Here is an 18152-nt window from a genome sequence, read left to right as displayed (position 1 = left end):
AGCAAATAAAGCCTATTATTTCATACTTCTAGCATATTTTCATTTTTATATACGGACAGCGTGCATAGAGGACCGCAGCAGGCAGTAAAGAAACTTTTCTTGTCTGCCCAATCGGCATTGCCCGTCAAAAACCGGGCTCACCGGCTGTTGGTAAATAAATGACAGTGGGCAGAGGGGGAAGGGCAGAGGGAAAAAACAGTCTCACCTTCCCCCTCTGCCCCTCCCCCTCTGCCCCGTGCCTTTCCCCTCTGCCCTTTCCCCCACACCCTCCCCTCTACTGCACCTTCACCCGGTTGTAGAGATCGCGGAAGTTTTTCGCGCTCTCGGCTATTTCGGGACCGTTATTTTCCCAGTGGTATTCATACTCCGCCGAGATAGGGCCTTTGAAGTGCTGGCGTTTCAGTTCGGCAATGACTGCTTCGACTTTACAATCGCCCGTTCCCCAGACGACGTCGTGGTATTTGCCATCAGGAGAGTCTTTCTTTACGTCTTTGAAGTGCATCCCCAGCACGTGGCCGTTCAGTTTTTTGAGGCACTCGACCGGATCGAGCCCCGAGCGGACCCAGTGGCCAATGTCGGAACACGATCCGACGTATTTGCTGCCACCAATTGCGGCCAATACGGTGTCGGGGTGCCAGTAGCGCGACGGTTTAGGGTGGTTGTGCAGCGCGACGTTGATCTTGTATTGATCGGCCAGCTTCCGGACCAGCGGCATTTGTTGGGGAGTCGGTTCGGAATTGATATTCAGAATGCCCATGTCTTTGGCAAACTCGAACAGGGCTTTCCAGTCGTCGTCGGTTTTCGGATTGACCACTCCGTAAGCGACCACGGTAAGCCCCCGATCTTTGATGAGCTTCTTAACGGCCTGCCGGGTAGTGGCATCCATGGTAAAATCCATTTTTCCGTCGACACCCCCGCCGATCGTCTGGCCCGGAAAGGCTTCGACATATTTAAGTCCGCAACTGTCGATTTTGCGCAGGGCCTCGGCAAACGGAAACAGCCGGAAGGAGTACGACTGCGCCCCCAGCTTCCAGCCGGCTTTGTCTTCGGGGTTTTTCTGGGCCCATACCGGTCCGGCACTCAGCGCCAGGAGCAATCCGCCGAGTACGTATTTTGTCAGATGTTTCATGAGAAAAGGAATCATTTGTTCCCCACCAAAAGAACGAACCTGTCCTCAGTTTACCCACTTACCCAAGGTTAGATTAAACACGTCGGTCCGACGTGTTTAATCTCTCTCCTACTCAACTCGCTCCGATGCTGCTACCCTTGCTCCTGTCAGGTTAAGCGGCTTAGGCTGGGGGTTGCTGAACGCCAGCGTTGGTTTCTGGGTAAGAAAGAAAGCATTCGCAAACGAAATAGCCCCACTATTTACGGAGACAAACGACGCTTTGTCCTCGAAAAAAGCGTCGCTGAAACTGGCGTCTTTCAGGCTTGTATTGTTGAAGTCGACCGCATTCCTGAAACGGCAATTATCGAAAATACTCCGCCCCCTAAACTGTGCGTAGTTGAAATTCAGCAACCCATGCGCAGTACACAGGGAGAAATCCAGGTTGGCTCTGAAATCAGCCAGGTTGAATTGCGTATCGCCCTGGAAAACAGCCCCCTGAAAATAAGTAGCTCCGGCCCAGACCGATTTCCAGAAGTTGGCCATGCGCTTAAAATACGTACTCTGAAAGCGGCTCTCCTGGGTAAAAAAGGTATTGTCGAAATAAGCTTCTGCGCCAAAATGTGCCCCTTCGAAAGAAGCCAGCCGGTTGAACTGACTTTTGGAAAAACAACTAACCCCGGCAACACTGGCCGACTGGAAACTCAGTTCGCTGTTGAACTTACAATTCAGGAATGAAACATTCTCCCGAAAAGCGCAGAGCGTAGTCTGGCCGTTCTGCTGACTGAACGCCAGCACTTTACCCGTAAACACGCAGTTCCTGAAAAACATCGGCGACTCGATCACCACTTTTTGCCGGCTCTCGGTTTCCGGGAAAGCCGCTAACGACGTAAAATCCAGATCGCCTTCGATCGTCAGGTTTTCCAGCCGGACCGGTTCCTGTTTGCGGATGGTTTCGATGACGCTGGCCGCCGACACGGTTTTACTACCGGAGCTGGCGCTGGTCGTGCAGGCCAGGCAGCTTAGACCAACCAGCAACGCGGTCAGCAGCTTACTTAGTCGTAGCCGGACGAATGGACTGGGCAGTGTGCTGACGATCATGTTCGCGAAGTTTTTGAGCGAATCCTCCGCTCTTTTTTTCCTGACGGATGAAGCTGAAAATTTCCTGGGGCGAGTAAGCGTTCAGGTTGCCGGGCTTCACGACGGACGTAAACGACCGACGCGCCTTGACCGGACTTTTAACGGTAAACTGGTTTTTGAACGAGAAGGCGCCAGCTACCTGATCGTATCCTTCACGAGCGGCATAGCCGTTTCTGAATTTAATGGGTCGGTCGGTCGTGTAAAAGAAATTATCGTCTTCGTAGGCCTCGTCGAACGTCCCGTCGGCATCGACCACCAGCACCAGATAATACGAGCCATTCAGGTTAGAAGGCATATTGTAAGCCACCTGTACGCCTTCGTCATTACCGAACAGCACGTCCGACAGGCTGCTTCCGGCCGGGATAGGCAGGTTCAGATTGCAGTTGCCGCCATCGCAGCTGTATTTTCCCGATGCCAGGTTTTTGGTCGTGTAGGTATGGTGGAACAAAACGCCGTAGTCATTCGCATTGCGGGCATTGTAATAAATGTAATAGGCCGTCCAGGGGGTTTGAGGCCGGGCATCGGCGCTGCCGTCATTGTAAATATTCAGGTCGACGACCCGCGCTGTCGACGAGCCCGTGCTCTGGTAGTCGGAAACATCCTCATTGACCCAGGCTACTAAATCGACACCTTTTGTCGATGGATTCGGTTGTGGATCATCCTGCGGCTTGGTGGCGGTTTCGCTGATGACTACCAGCTCCTTATAGCCGTTTTCGTCTTTGAGTAGAAACGTGTTGAGCAGAAAATTATAATCGATCCAGATGAAGCCTTTGCTGCCCCAGGTGGTACCCCAGGAATTCACAATTTTGAAGGCTCCATTGGCGCCCTTACGGTCATCGTAGCCTACAATTGTCAGTTCATGATAAGCATCCTGGCCAACTTTCTCATAGGTGGTATTCGATGAAAGCACATTATCGCTATTCCAGGTCATGAAGTTATCGGCCAGTTTTGCCGCCATGATCACGGGCATTTTGTTCGCCAGTTGCTGCTTGATGCTAACGATGTTGGCGTCGATCAGGCGGTAGCTTTTAATCTTATGTTTTGCCGCTTCGGCATCCCAGCCTGGGGAGGCACTCGCTTTGCTACAGTCGCCCAGGTTGGTGTACGGCACCACACTCAAGGTAGCCACACCGCGCTCCTGCAATACGTCCAGCGTTGGCTGAAGGAAAGTGCCCTCACAATTCGGCCCTTTTTTGTCGGTAGCGATGGCCGTAAATAAATCCCGGGGACTGATCTGATAAGCCGCATTGCTGAGCTGTGCACTCGTATAGCCTTTGGCAATTCCTTCTACCGTGGTTTTGGTATAGTATCCCGTCGCCCACGCAACGCAGGTTCCGTAGTTACCCTGGCTGGCCACAGGCGGCAGGTAGGGTGTTAAATCGACCGAAGCCGGTAAGCTTCCCGCCGATGCATAACCGAAATTTACGGAGACAGGTACGTCGGTAAGACTTTCCTTGCCAAACTTACCAAGTCCATATTCCAGTTGGCTTGGGTTACCCTGGTCGGAGGTTGGGATTTTGTCTTGTTCTTTCTTACAACCAACCAAAACGGCGGCAAGGCAGGCGGTGAATAGTAGTTTTCTGGTAGTCATTTACTGGGTGAAAAGAGGAAAGTGTGGTTATTGTCGGGACGAAGTTGGCGGCCTTTAGACCCTGACGAAAGCAGAATGCTCGTCAATTGTAGAAAACAGCCAATGAAGTGTGTGATTTCGGGGCAGAACGGATACTGGCCAGCCCGGGCCTGGCTAAATCGAATCGTCCTGGCCTGTCCCAAACCGTACGTTTCCTGTCCGGTATCGGACAGCACAGAATCCGTTCTCCTTTACCTCAAAGCCCTTCTGATTCGCTCAGCGCCTTTTTTTCAGGTTGGCAAAGCATTTGCTCAGCAAAACTAGAAGTAATTAAGCACCATGAAACGAAGCTATCTGGGCGAGTTCGAAGAGATTGTGCTCCTGACCGTTGCGGTCATGGAAGGGCAGGCTTATGGAGTAGCCCTCACCCACGAAATCATCGAGCAGACGGGTCGTTCGGTACGCCTGAATCAGATTCATGCGGCCCTGCAGCGACTGGAGGATAAAGGCATGGTGAAGTCTGAAATGGGTGAACCGACGGCGGAACGCGGAGGTCGACGCAAACGACTTTTTACCGTAACAGCCTACGGTCGGCGAACCCTACAAGAGATTCAGGAGGTACGGGTGACGTTATGGAGCCGCCTGATCGATCCACTTAATCCGGCGATAAGCGTATGAATAGCCTAGGGCAGAGGGGCAGGGGCATGAAGTAACCGCGCTCCAGGTGCTCCGCTCCGCCCCAGCCCGATGCCCCATGCCCTTTCCCCTGCCCTATGAACAACCCTACTCCACCTCCCTTCGCTGACCGACTGCTTCGCGTCTTCTGTGCACCCGAGCGGCTGGAGGAGGTGCTGGGCGATCTGCACGAAGAGTTCAACTGGCAGCTCGAACACATTGGTCTGCGTCGGGCCCGCTGGCGATACTGGCGGGACACAATCGGATTTTTGAAACCCTTTGCCATCAGGCGCGAACCAAAATCATCTGCCAATCCAAGTCATACAACCATGTTACGTAACTACCTTAAAATTGCCTTTAGAAACCTGGCCAAGCATAAAGGCTACTCCGGTATCAACATCGGTGGCCTGGCGGTTGGTATGGCTGTGGCTATGCTGATCGGCCTGTGGATTTACGACGAGCTATCGTACAACACTTACCACCCGCATTACGACCGCATTGCCCAGGTTATGCAGCATCAAACCTCCAACGGACAAGTCGGCACCCAGAATTCCATGCCTGCTCCGCTGGAGGCTGAACTGCGCGCGAAATACGGTAGTCTCTTTAAGTACCTGGCAACGACTACCTGGCAGGATAGCCGCATTCTTTCGTATGGTGAGAAAAAGATTACGCGCCCGGGTAATTACATGGGTGCCGACATGCCGGAGATTCTGTCGCTGCACATGCTCAAAGGTAGCCGGAATGGCCTGAAAGAAACCAATTCTATTCTGCTGTCGGCCTCAACGGCGGAGTCGCTTTTTGGCGGAGCCGATCCGCTCGGGAAACTCATCAACATCGACGGCAAGGCGGATGTTCGGGTGACGGGCGTGTATGAAGACTTACCATTCAACACCGAGTTTCATGAGCTCCGGTACATCGCTCCCTGGGAGTTGTTCGTAGCCACGCAGCCCTGGGTAAAACGAGCCCGGGATAAGCAGGAGTGGGGAAATAACTCGTTTCAGCTATTTGTGCAGCTTGCTGATCATACAGACATGGAAACGGTGAGCGCCCGAATCAAAAACGCCAAGCTGGCCAACGTACCGCCCGAAGACAGAAAATATAAATCGACGATTTTTCTGCATCCGATGCGCGACTGGCGGCTGTATTCGAGTTGGGAAGAAGGGGTAAAAACAGGTGGTTACATTCAGTACGTCCGGTTGTTTGCCATTGTGGGCGTGTTCGTGCTGCTGCTGGCCTGCATCAACTTTATGAACCTCTCCACGGCTCGCTCCGAAAAACGCGCCAAAGAAGTGGGCATTCGGAAGGCGGTGGGCTCGGTACGGAGTCAGCTGATCAATCAGTTTTTCAGCGAATCGTTTTTGGTAGTTATCCTGGCGTTCGCTGGCGCTCTGCTCCTCATTAAGTTGATCCTGCCCTGGTTCAACGAGGTATCGGACAAGCAGATAGCCTTTCCCTGGACCGAAGCTCCCTTCTGGCTGGCTGGCCTTGGCTTTATCCTGATTACCGGCTTGCTGGCGGGTAGTTATCCGGCTTTTTACCTCTCATCGTTCCAGCCAATTGAGGTGCTGAAAGGCACTGGCTCGTCGTTACGATTCAGGATGGGTAGGTTAGCGGCTGCTCCGCGTCGGGTGCTGGTGGTGGTTCAGTTTACGGTTTCCATTACCCTGATCATTGGCACCGTTATCGTCTATCGACAAATTCAGCACACCAAAAATCGCCCCCTTGGCTACGACAACAATGGGCTCGTAATGATTCAGATGATATCGCCCGCTTTCTACGGCAAATACGACGTCCTGAAAAACGAGTTGAAGAACGCGGGCGTCATTCAGGAGATGGCCGAATCATCCAGTCCATTAACGGGCGTTTGGTCTAACAATGGTGGTTTTAGCTGGCAGGGCAAAGACCCGGCACTCGACTCCGATTTTTCGACTATTTGGGTGACGCACGACTTCGGCAAAACGGTCGGCTGGCGGTTTAAAGAAGGCCGGAATTTTTCCCGGAAATTCACGACAGACTCGTCGGCTATCGTCATCAACGAAGCGGCCGCCAAATTTATGGGCATCGAGCACCCCGTCGGTACGGTTGTCAAGTGGGGTGATGATAATGATGCCAACAAGCCTCAATATTTCAGGATTATCGGGGTAATTAAGGACGTGCTGGCTGAATCGCCTTACGAACCGGTGAAACAGGCCTTTTACTTCATGAATTATGAGAACGTCAACTGGATCACGCTCAAACTCAACCCCAATCGGAGCGTCAGCCAATCGATGACGGTCGTTGAAGCTATCTTTAAAAAACATGTTCCGTCAGCCCCGTTCGAATACAAGTTCGCGGATGAAGAATTTGGTAAGAAGTTTGCGTCGGAAGAGCGTATCGGGAAGCTGGCAGGGGGCTTTGCAATTCTGGCCATTTTCATTTCCTGCCTGGGGTTATTTGGCTTGGCCTCATTTACGGCCGAACAACGAACGAAAGAAATCGGTGTGCGCAAAGTGCTCGGCGCTTCGGTCATGAGCTTATGGAGCCTACTTTCTAAAGATTTTGTGGTACTTGTTATTATCTCCTGCCTCGTCGCGTCGCCCATTGCTTATTTTTATCTGAACGACTGGCTACAAGGCTACAAGTACCGCACGGAAATTTCCTGGTGGATTTTCGCGGCCTCCGGCGCAGGAGCTTTAACCATAACGTTACTGACGGTCAGTTTCCAGAGCATCAAAGCCGCGCTGGCGAATCCAGTCAAAAGCTTGCGATCTGAATAGCAGAGGGCATGGGGCAAAGGGGGTGGGGTAACCGCCCTCCAGATGCTCCAACCCAACTCCTTTGCCCCATGCCCTTTCCCCTCTGCCCTATGAACAACCCTACTCCACCTCCCTTCGCTGACCGACTGCTTCGGGTCTTCTGCTCGGCTGAGCGGCTGGAGGAGGTGCTGGGCGATCTGCACGAAGAGTTCAACTGGCAGCTCGACCGGGTGGGCGAACGGCGCGCCCGCTGGCGATACTGGCGGGATGTGCTGAGCTTTATCAGACCTCCGGTCGGATGGCCTTTTGCAGTAAAACGAAAAACGGAACCCTATTCAACAACCGCCTTACTCAGCTTCACTATGCTTCGAAATTATGGTAAGATCGCCTTCCGGAACCTGGCGAAGAACAAGACCTTTTCCGTGATCAACACCCTCGGTCTAGCTTTGGGCATGGCCTGCAGTCTGCTGATTGTGCTCTGGATACGGGACGAACGCGGTGTCGATGCCTTCCATGCTAATAAAGACCAGCTTTACCGGATCTATATGCGGGAATTTTTTAGCGGAAAAATGCAGGGGGTAATCTGGACACCCGGTCCGCTGGCGGCTGAGCTGAAAAAGGAGATTCCTGAAATTCAGTTCGCAACGGCTTACGAATGGCCCAACAGACAAACCTTTTCAGTTGGTGCAAAAGTGGCCAAACAAATCACGAATGCAGCCGCCCCTGACTTCTTCAGAATGTTTAGTGTTAAGCTGTTGCAGGGAACGCCCGAAACCGCAATAAAAGAGCCGACCAGTCTGGCCATTTCCCACAGCATGGCCGACGTGTTTTTTGGCAGTCCTGAAGCGGCTATTGGTAAATCCATACGGTACGACAACCGCACGGATATGACCGTGACGGCGGTTTTCGAAAACCTACCGAAAAACAGTACGTTACAATTCGACTGTCTGCGTAACTGGGATGCCTATGTTGCCGATGGAAACAACTGGGGCAAGAGTTGGGGCACCACCGATCCGCTTACATTTTTCATGCTTCGGCCCGACGCCGACCCCGCGAAAGTGGAAGCGAAAATGAAGCACATGCTCGACAAATTCAACCGGGATGAAGGCAAGCCTTTTCATACCGAACTGGCGATGCAACCCTTTCATGAGTACTACCTCAACAGCAATTTCAAAAATGCCCATATAGACGGCGGCCGCATCGAATATGTGCGTCTGTTCAGCATCGTCGCCGTGTTTATTCTGCTGATTGCCTGCGTTAATTTCATGAACCTGGCCACGGCCCGATCGGCTAAACGGGCCAAAGAAGTGGGCGTTCGGAAGGTTGTCGGGGCACTACGCTCCCTGCTGGTCGGCCAGTTTCTGGGCGAGGCCATGTTGCTCACGTTTTTTTCAATTATTCTGGCCGTTTTGGTGGTGAGTTTATTGCTACCGGCGTTCAATACGCTAACCAGCAAACAAATCGCCTTACCATTCGACGCGCTTCCATTCTGGGGCGGTTTAGTGGTTCTGACACTGGTAACGGGTTTACTGGCCGGTAGCTATCCCGCCTTTTTTCTCTCCTCGCTCAACCCGATCCGGGTTCTCAAGGGCACGCTGAAATTCGACACGAAATCTACCTGGCTTCGGCAGGGTCTAGTGGTGTTTCAGTTCGCGCTGTCCATTATCCTGATCGTCGGCACGATTATCATTTACCGGCAGGTAGATTACATCCAAACCAAAAATCTCGGCTACGACCGCGCTAACCTCATTTATTTTCCGATAGAAGGCGATCTGGCAAAAAACTACGATGTCCTGAAAACGGAGCTTGGTCAATTGCCGGGTGTTAGTCACGTCTCGTACATGACTGGCGATCCGGCTTCCAATGGGTCTGGAACCGAAGACATTCGATGGACAGGCAGTGATCCAAATGACAAGGTCCGGTTTACGCCCGTAGGAGTAGGCTACGATTTTGTCGAAACCATGCATCTTCAACTACAGGAAGGCCGCGACTTCTCGAAGGCGTTTCCGGCCGACACGAACCGTTTTCTGATCAACGAAGCCGCCCTGAAAATTATGGGTTATAAGCAACCGATTGGAAAACCTCTTACCTGGGGGAAACAGCAAGGCACGATCGTCGGCGTACTGAAAGATTTTCATTTTCAGTCACTCCACACGGCCATTCGTCCACTCATTGGCTATCTCCGAACTCAACGCCTGGCAGGTAATGTCAATGCCATTGTTCGGATCGAAGCGGGCAAAACGAAGCAAATCCTGGCACAAATCGAAGCCATCTGCAAACGACTAAACCCCACCTTTCCGTTTACGTACAGTTTCACGGATCAGGAATACGCCCGCCAGTATCAGAGCGAGCAGGTGATCAGTAAGCTTGCCAACTACTTTGCCTTCCTGGCCATTTTTATTTCCTGCCTGGGTCTGTTCGGGTTAGCGGCTTTCACGGCCGAACAGCGAACGAAAGAGATTGGCGTACGAAAAGTGCTGGGAGCCTCAGTGGGAAGCATTATCGGTCTGCTCTCCAAAGATTTCCTGAAGCCGGTGGCTATCGCCATCCTGCTGGCTTCTCCCCTGGCGTGGTGGGCCATGCACCAATGGTTGCAGGATTTCGCGTACAAAATCGATATCGAGTGGTGGATGTTCGTGCTGGCGGGCCTGCTGGCGATCGGCATTGCGTTGCTGACGGTTTCCTTTCAGTCGGCAAAAGCCGCGCTGGCGAATCCAGTCAAAAGTTTGCGATCTGAATAGCCTGGGGCATGGGGCAAAGGGGGTGGGGTAACCGCCCTCCAGGTCCTCCAACCCAACCCGATGCCCCATGCCCTTTCCCCTGCCCTATGAACAACCCTACTCCTCCTCCCTTCGCTGACCGACTGCTTCGCGTCTTCTGCTCGGCTGAGCGGCTGGAGGAGGTGCTGGGCGATCTGCATGAAGAATTTGCCTGGCAGGTCGAACGCATTGGTCTGCGTCGGGCCCGCTGGCGATACTGGCGGGACACGATCGGATTTTTGAAACCCTTACTGCTCGGCAGGAAGCGAAACAGAAAAACTTATTGTAAGCCAACCAACTCGATTATGCTTTGGAATTATCTTAAAATCGCCTGGCGAAACCTCCTGCGGGACAAAGGGTATTCGGCCATTAATATCGTCGGCTTATCGATGGGTATGGCCGTCGCCATACTCATTGGACTCTGGATGCATGATGAGCTGTCGTTCGACAAATACCATCAGCACTACGACCGACTGGCGCAGGTCATGGAAAACCAAACGCTGGAGCAGGGTATCCAAACGTACAGGGCGCTGCCTATACCGCTCAGTCAGGATTTACGTACCAAATACGCCAGCGACTTCAAAGCCGTTGCCGCCACGACTGAATTCGACCAGATCATTGCTTATCAGGACAAAAAGTTTACCCGGTTCGGAAGCTTTACGGAAGCCGACCTCCCCGACATGCTGACGCTCCGGATGATCAGCGGAAGCCGGGATGGGCTAAAAGATCCGGGTTCGGTTTTGCTTTCCCAATCGACAGCCAGCGCTCTCTTTGGCGAGGAAACGGCCCTGCGCAAGATCATTAAGATTGGCAATAAATATACCCTACGGGTAACGGGGGTTTATGCCGATTTACCCCACAACACCACGTTTGCAGATGTAGCCTTTTTCGCTCCGATCGCGGTGCTTTTCGACTCGGGCGAAAAAATGGATAATTGGCGAAGCAGCTCATTCGCCATTTTCACCCAACTCAATCCAGCCAGCCGTTTCGCCGACGTTTCCCGAAAAATCAAGGACGTTTTCCATCAGCACATCCAGGATAAAACCCAATCGACTCTATTTCTGTACCCAATGGCCGAGTGGCACTTGTATTCGGAATGGAAGAACGGCACTAATGCGGGTGGGCGGATTCAGTTTGTCTGGCTGTTCGGCTGCATCGGTCTGTTTGTGCTGCTGCTGGCCTGCATTAACTTCATGAATCTCTCCACGGCCCGCTCCGAAAAACGCGCCAAAGAAGTGGGTATCCGGAAGGCGGTGGGCTCAGTACGGAGTCAGTTGATCACTCAGTTTCTGAGTGAGTCCTTTCTGGTGGTTTCAATCGCGTTTATGCTGACCTTGCTGCTGGTACAGTTTAGTATGCCTTCGTTCAACGACCTGGCCGATAAGCATCTGGTCATTCCCTGGTCAACTCCGCTGTTCTGGATCACCTGCATTAGTTTCAGTATTTTTACTGGTCTCGTGGCCGGCAGTTATCCGGCTTTTTATTTGTCTTCCTTTCAGGCGGTGACGGTTCTGAAGGGACACGGTTCGACGCTTCGGGCGCGGTTGGGTCGGTTTGCATCGATACCCCGTCGGGTGCTGGTAATCGTTCAGTTTACGGTGTCGGTCACACTTATTATCGGTACTATCGTTGTGTTCCGCCAAATCGAGTTTGCCCGAAGCAGACCCGTGGGCTATAGTCGCGATGGGCTGATCAACATCACCATGAATACGCCCGAAATTCAGGGGCATTATGATGGCCTTCGCAACGAACTGCTGACTACCGGTGCGGTGGCCGACATGGCCGAATCGTCCAGTTCAATTACTAACATCTGGTCATCAGCCAATAACCTGGAATGGCGCGGTAAAGACCCGAACCGCCCGGCAGCCTTTGGTACGATTTCGGTTACCCCCGAATTTGGGAATGTGGTGGGATGGCGTGTAAAAGAAGGCCGGGCGTTTTCGCGGCAGTTTGCGAGCGATTCGCTAACGTTTATGTTCAACGAAGCTGCGGTAAAGCTGACAGGGCTCAAAAATCCGATAGGGGAAACCATCCGCTGGCATGGTAAAGACTGGAAGCTGATCGGGGTTGTGAACGACATGGTCATGACATCGCCTTTCGAACCTGTTATGCCCACCGTTTTTATGATGAACACTCAGGAACGCAGCCTGAATGTCATTCACATCAAATTAAATCCGGCGATGAGTGCTCATGCGGCTCTTGGTAAACTAGAAACGGTATTCAAAAAGGCGAATCCGGCTTCGCCCTTCGAGTACAAGTTTGCCGATGAGGAGTATGCTAAAAAATTCGCAGCCGAAGAACGGATTGGTCGATTGGCAAGCTTCTTCGCGGGGTTGGCCATCCTGATCAGTTGTCTGGGCATCTTCGGACTGGCCTCATTCGTAGCCGAACAGCGGACGAAAGAAATCGGCGTACGCAAAGTGCTGGGCGCATCGGTTTTCAATCTGTGGAGCTTGTTGTCCAGAGATTTTATCCTGCTGGTGATCATTTCGTGCGTGCTTTCGGCTCCGATTACGTGGTATATGCTGAGTAAGTGGCTGGCGAAATACGAATACCGAACGGAGTTATCCTGGTGGATATTCGTAGCCTCGGGCCTTGGCGCCTTAGCCATTACGCTGCTGACGGTTTCTTTCCAGAGCATTAAAGCTGCCCTGACGAACCCGGTAAAAAGTTTGCGATCTGAATAGCAGAGGGCATGGGGCAAAGGGGGTGGGGTAACCGCCCTCCAGATGCTCCAACCCCTTTGCCCCAGGCCCTTCCCCCTCTGCCCTATGAACAACCCTACTCCACCTCCCTTCGCTGACCGACTGCTTCGCGTCTTCTGCTCGGCTGAGCGGTTGGAAGAGGTGCTGGGCGATCTGCACGAAGAGTTCAACTGGCAGCTCGACCGGGTAGGCGAACGGCGCGCCCGCTGGCGATACTGGCGGGATGTCATTGGCTTTATCAAGCCATTTGCCATTAAACGAAAACAAACGGTCGGCACGTCGCACTACCGACGCTTCGACGAGTACTCATCATCCTTATTCAGTCCTGCTATGTTTCGCAATTATGTCAGAACCGCCTGGCGCAATCTGGTCAAGAACCGCTTTTATTCGCTGATCAACATGACCGGGCTGACCGCCGGTTTGGCCGTCGGCATCCTGATTCTTCTGTGGGTGCAGGATGAACTCAGCTTCGACCGCTTTCATCAGCAGACCAGCCAGATCTACCGGCTCGAAAACTGGGCGGGAACCGGCACTAGTCGACAAATCTGGCAGTCGACCGTAGCGCCCATTGCCGAGAAGGGAAAAAGTGAACTGCCCGAGATCAAAGACGCCGTTCGGCTGTCATACAACGGTATGTTCAACCTGTTTAAATACAGGAACAAAACCCTCAACGAAGTGCGGACGCAGTTTGCCGACCCGAGTTTGTTTTCGGTATTTACTTTCCCGCTGATTCAGGGGAACCCCGCCAAACCGTTTCCGGACAGCCACTCGATCGTGCTGACGGAAAGTACGGCGAAGCGGTATTTTGGCGATGACAACCCGATCGGGAAAATACTGGTCAGTGATGATAACACCTCCCTAAAGGTCAGTGGTGTCATCCGCGACTTTCCTAAGAATTCGAGTATACAGGGCGATATGATCCTGCCCATAGCGCTGATGTTCGAGACCATGTACCGGAACCAGCCCGACGGAAAAAATAAAGATAATGACTTTTCCAATTTCAGTTACGACACGTATTTGCTCCTGCAACCCGGTGCATCGACCAGCGCCCTGGCGACTAAGCTCCGAAACATCCATCTGCGCAACAAACCCGAAGACACGGACGTCGGCTACCTGCTCCAGCCACTGGCGGACATGCATCTGTATAGAGCCGACGGTTCGGAAGGAGGCATCGAAACGGTTCGCATGTTTTCGATTATCGCCCTGCTGATTCTGGTCATTGCCTGCATCAATTACGTCAACCTGTCTACGGCGCGTTCGCTGCTGCGCTCGAAAGAAGTAAGCATGCGCAAGATCGTCGGCGCGGCCAAAAGCCAGTTATTTCTTCAGTTCGTCATCGAGACGGCCTTACTGTTTTCAATCGCGGCTATCCTGGCCATTGGGCTGATGTATATCCTGCTGCCGACCTACAATCAGTTGTCGCGCAAGGAGCTGGTCATCGATTTCACGGACTACCATCTCTGGCAGGTTATGGGCCTGACCATTCTGGGTACGCTGGTTGCGTCGAGTATCTACCCGGCTATGCTATTGTCGTCGTTCGAGCCCCTGAAGGCGCTGAAAGGGAAAGTGTCGGCGCGATTTAGTGAGGCTGCGTTCCGGAAGGTGCTGGTCGTAACCCAGTTCGCGGTTTCGGTCATTCTGATCGCCAGCACGCTCATTATCGGCAACCAACTGGATTACATCCGCTCCAAAGAACTGGGCTACGATAAAGCTCACGTGTTCGGTTTCTTTATGCGGACTGATATGGCACACCATTACGATGCCGTCAAAGCGAATCTCCTAATTCAGCCCGGTGTAGCGGCTGTTACGCGTGCCAGCGCCAACATCGTGCAGGTTGGTGCGCAAACCGGCGACAACGAGTGGGACGGCAAAGAGAAAGGCGAAACCATGTTTGTACGTCCCGTCGCGACCGACAAGGATTTCATGCCGTTTTTTAAAATGCGACTTGTGCAAGGGGCCAACTTTACGGGTGCCGTCGCCGACTCGACCCATTTTATTCTAAACGAAACGGCCGTCAAACGGGCCCGGCTCACGAATCCGATCGGGAAACCGTTCCGACTCTGGAAACACAAAGGCACGATCATCGGTGTGGTCAAAGATTTTCACTTTGAGTCGATGCGGCAGAAGATCGAACCGGCGGTTTTCTACTACGATCCGAATCAGATGTTGGCGCTATACGTCAAAACAACGGGGCAGGACGCCACAAAGGCCGTTGCGGCTGCGGAAAGGGCCTACAAACAGTATACCACCGACTATCCGTTCGAGTATACGTTCCTGGATGATGCTTTCAATAACCTCTACAAGTCGGAGCAGCAGACGGGCCTGCTGTTCAACGTGTTTGCGGCCATCGCGATTCTGATTTCCTGCCTGGGCCTGTTCGGGCTGGCGACCTACACGGCGCAGGTCCGTACGCGCGAGATTGGCGTTCGAAAAGTGTTGGGAGCCAGCGTATCGGGTATTATCCAGCTGTTGGCCAAAGATTTTATCAGGTTGGTCATCATCGCCATTGCACTGGCCGTTCCCATCGCCTGGTATACGATGAACCGTTGGCTAGCCGATTTTGCCTACCGGATCGACGTTCAGTGGTGGGTGTTTGCCCTAGCGGGCCTGCTATCGCTGATGATCGCGCTGCTGACGGTCAGTTTCCAGAGCATCCGGGCCGCGCTCATGAACCCTGTGAAGAGCCTGCGTTCTGAATAGCGAAGGGCGCAGGGGTAAGGGCAGAGGGTAAACGCCCGCTAAGTGTTCCACCCCTCCCCCATACCCCAAACCTCTGCCCTTAGCCCCATGCCCTATGCCCAACCCGATCCCACCCCAACTCGCCGACCGACTGCTTCGCGTCTTCTGCGCCCCTGAGCGGCTGGAGGAAGTGCTGGGCGATCTGCATGAAGAATTTGCCTGGCAGGTCGAACGCATTGGTCTGCGTCGGGCCCGCTGGCGATACTGGTGGGATGCGCTGGGCTTCCTGAAACCCTTTGCCATGAAACGTACGCCAAAAACCTTTTCCTCAAACCCTTTACTAAGCCCGGATATGCTACGAAATTATTTTATCATGGCGACGCGCCAATTGTGGAAGAATCAGTTGTTCAGCGTTCTGAACATCGTTGGGCTGACGGTTGGGCTAGCGGTCAGTACATTTATCGCCCTTTATGTCTGGCACGAGTTTCACTACGATCGCTTCGAACCGTTTGCCGATCGAACCTACCGCATTCTGTCGGTTCTCAAATACGGCGGCAACGACGTGACCATACATGGGCTGCACGAAGCCTACGGTCGCCAGGCAAAGCGCCAGATCCCCGAAGTAGACGAAGTGGTTCGCTGGTCGGACGGTATGGGCGATGTAGTGCTGCAGTCCGATATGAACCACCGTTTTAAAGAAGCGAACATTGGCTTTGCCGATGCACCCATGCTATCCGTGATGGGGTTGCGGTTGCGCCAGGGAGATGCTCAAACGGCGCTTCGGGATCCCAGACGCATCGTGTTGACCCGCCAGTTGGCCGAGCGGTATTTTGGGGAACAGAATCCGATTGGAAAAACCCTGCTGTTCGATAAGCATTACCCACTTACGGTATCGGGGGTTCTGGAAGATTTGCCTACGAATTCGGTTGTTCAGTTCAGGGCGCTGGTCTCGCTGAGTTCGATGCCTTCGCTGGGACCTAAACATCAGAACGTGTATAAATCAGCAGGTTTTCTGCAAACCTACTTAGTGCTGCGGCCAGACGCGGTCGTCAAGGCCACCGAACAAAAGCTGAAGCAGCTAAAAGATGGTATCCAGTTTACTGCTTCTTCCAGCGATTACCTACTCGAACCGCTGCCCTCCCTACACCTGGGTAGCCAGAGCCAACCGAACGGTATTCAGCAATCACTGTACATTTTTATGAGCATCGCGCTGGTGATTCTGGTCCTGGCCATCATCAATTATGTGAGCCTGACCACCGCCCGCGCCACCAAGCGTGCCCGCGAAGTAGGTATCCGGAAGGCCATCGGTGGGCAGCGCAGCGAATTGATCGGGCAGTTTTTTATGGAATCGTTTCTGACCACGACTCTATCGTTCGGTTTGTCGCTGGGACTGCTTCAGGCACTTTTCCCCTGGGCCAATCATGCCCTTGACCTACACATGGACAACCGTGTGCTGATGCAGGCACCCTACTGGGGCCTAATGGGAGCCTTATGGCTGGGTTGCTCGTTCTTATCGGGCATTTACCCGGCCCTGTTGCTGTCGAACTTCCGGCCAGCGATCGTACTGAAAGGCACTACCGGCTGGCGGCACAAGGCCGTGGGTGTTCGGCGGGTATTTACCACCGTTCAGTTTGCGGCTAGTATTGGTCTGCTCATCTGTAGCCTGGTGCTGTATTCGCAGATGCGGTTTCTACGCACCAAAGAGCTGGGTATCAACCGGGCGCAGGTCGTAGCCCTGTACATCGATGGCGACATGTTACCGCAATTTCAGGGGTTGCGCAACGCCATACGGCAGTGGGCAGGCCCCGGCAACGTAGCGACAACGAACACCCGGCTGTTCTCCAATAGCATCATGACCTATTTTCTGGAATCGGTCCGCAATAAAAAACAACTCATGGTCAACGCCCTAACCGTCGACAAAGCCTTTTTCGATATGATGAAGGTTAGGTGGGTTCATCAGCCTCAGGGCTGGGAAGCGGGTCCTGTTACCAACGAGCTGACCGTATACAATCAGACTGTTCTGCGCGAAGCGGGTATCGAGAAAAATCCGCTCCAGCAACCGGCTCCGTTCAAAGACCAGCATACCGGCGGGGTCGTCGCCGATTTTCACGTACGGAGTCTGCATGAACCCGTTTCGCCGATGATGCTGACAGTGGTGAGCGATACCAGCCGGGCCATTATGGCCGATGGCGGCTACCTGCTGGTCCGGCTCCCTGCCCAAACCGACGTTCCGGAAGCCCTGGATCAGCTCAAAAACCTGTATAACCACGCACAGCCAGCCGCTCCATTCGATTATTACTTTCTGGACGAAGCGTATAACCAGCTGTATACCAGCGAAGAACGGCTCCTGCGCTTATTCAATGGTTTTACGGCGCTTACGCTGCTGGTAGCCTGCCTGGGGTTGCTCGGCCTGACCACTTTTTCGGTCGAGGTACGAACGAAAGAAATTGGCGTACGGAAGGTCCTGGGAGCGTCGGTAACCGGTATTGTGGTCCTGCTTTCGAAAGACTTCCTGAAGCTGATCCTGATCGCAATCCTGATTGCCTCCCCGCTGGCCTGGTGGGCCATGCGGAGCTGGCTTCAGGACTTTGCCTATAAAATAGAGCTGGCCTGGTGGATGTTTGCCCTGGCCGGCGGATTGACCCTCGGCCTGGCGATAGTAACAGTCAGTTTTCAAAGCATCCGGGCCGCCCTCACCAATCCCGTGAAAAGCCTGCGAAGCGAATAAAGGGCAGGGGCTGCAGGGTTGGCAGGGTTTGGATGGGGTGTACCGAGCCATCCGTG

General features: G+C 53.3%; 9 protein-coding genes. 6 read left to right on the top strand and 3 right to left on the bottom strand.

The window, feature by feature from the left end:
* Window positions 1–274: 274 nt before the first annotated feature.
* From ACYVC2_RS06455 to ACYVC2_RS06445, 3 genes are all read right to left on the bottom strand, one after another.
* A complete protein-coding gene (locus ACYVC2_RS06455; protein WP_461101485.1) occupies window positions 275–1129 on the bottom strand; it encodes a sugar phosphate isomerase/epimerase family protein in 855 nt (284 codons plus the stop codon).
* 108 nt (window positions 1130–1237) lie between these two features.
* Window positions 1238–2206 (bottom strand): pentapeptide repeat-containing protein, encoded by a 969-nt coding sequence (locus ACYVC2_RS06450; protein ID WP_461101484.1) that lies wholly within the window; start codon window positions 2204–2206, stop codon window positions 1238–1240.
* Entirely contained in the window at window positions 2157–3836 is a 1680-nt protein-coding gene (locus tag ACYVC2_RS06445; protein ID WP_461101483.1) for a C1 family peptidase, read from the bottom strand. The genes ACYVC2_RS06450 and ACYVC2_RS06445 overlap by 50 nt, the downstream gene beginning before the upstream one ends.
* Before the next feature lie 318 nt (window positions 3837–4154).
* On the opposite strand from ACYVC2_RS06445, the gene ACYVC2_RS06440 reads away from it, so the two are divergent.
* The 6 genes from ACYVC2_RS06440 to ACYVC2_RS06415 all read left to right on the top strand — a co-directional run bounded on the left by ACYVC2_RS06440 (window position 4155) and on the right by ACYVC2_RS06415 (window position 18096).
* The gene (locus ACYVC2_RS06440; RefSeq protein ID WP_461101482.1) at window positions 4155–4493 is read left to right on the top strand and encodes a PadR family transcriptional regulator; all 339 of its coding nucleotides are present in this window, start codon (window positions 4155–4157) and stop codon (window positions 4491–4493) included.
* Between the two features lie 95 nt (window positions 4494–4588).
* Entirely contained in the window at window positions 4589–7246 is a 2658-nt protein-coding gene (locus tag ACYVC2_RS06435) for an ABC transporter permease (RefSeq protein ID WP_461101481.1), read from the top strand.
* A gap of 89 nt (window positions 7247–7335) precedes the next feature.
* Entirely contained in the window at window positions 7336–9966 is a 2631-nt protein-coding gene (locus ACYVC2_RS06430) for an ABC transporter permease (protein WP_461101480.1), read from the top strand.
* An 86-nt stretch (window positions 9967–10052) separates the two neighbouring features.
* Window positions 10053–12671 (top strand): ABC transporter permease, encoded by a 2619-nt coding sequence (locus ACYVC2_RS06425; protein WP_461101479.1) that lies wholly within the window; start codon window positions 10053–10055, stop codon window positions 12669–12671.
* Between the two features lie 84 nt (window positions 12672–12755).
* Window positions 12756–15389 (top strand): ABC transporter permease, encoded by a 2634-nt coding sequence (locus tag ACYVC2_RS06420; protein ID WP_461101478.1) that lies wholly within the window; start codon window positions 12756–12758, stop codon window positions 15387–15389.
* 94 nt (window positions 15390–15483) lie between these two features.
* Window positions 15484–18096 carry a permease prefix domain 2-containing transporter gene (locus ACYVC2_RS06415; RefSeq protein WP_461101477.1) on the top strand — a complete coding sequence of 871 codons (2613 nt, stop codon included), beginning with the start codon at window positions 15484–15486 and terminating at the stop codon, window positions 18094–18096.
* The last annotated feature ends 56 nt before the right edge of the window (window positions 18097–18152 follow it).

The organism is Spirosoma koreense, from assembly GCF_054777875.1.
Note: the sequence above shows the minus strand (reverse complement) of the source record. Positions and strands in the feature narration are given on the sequence as shown.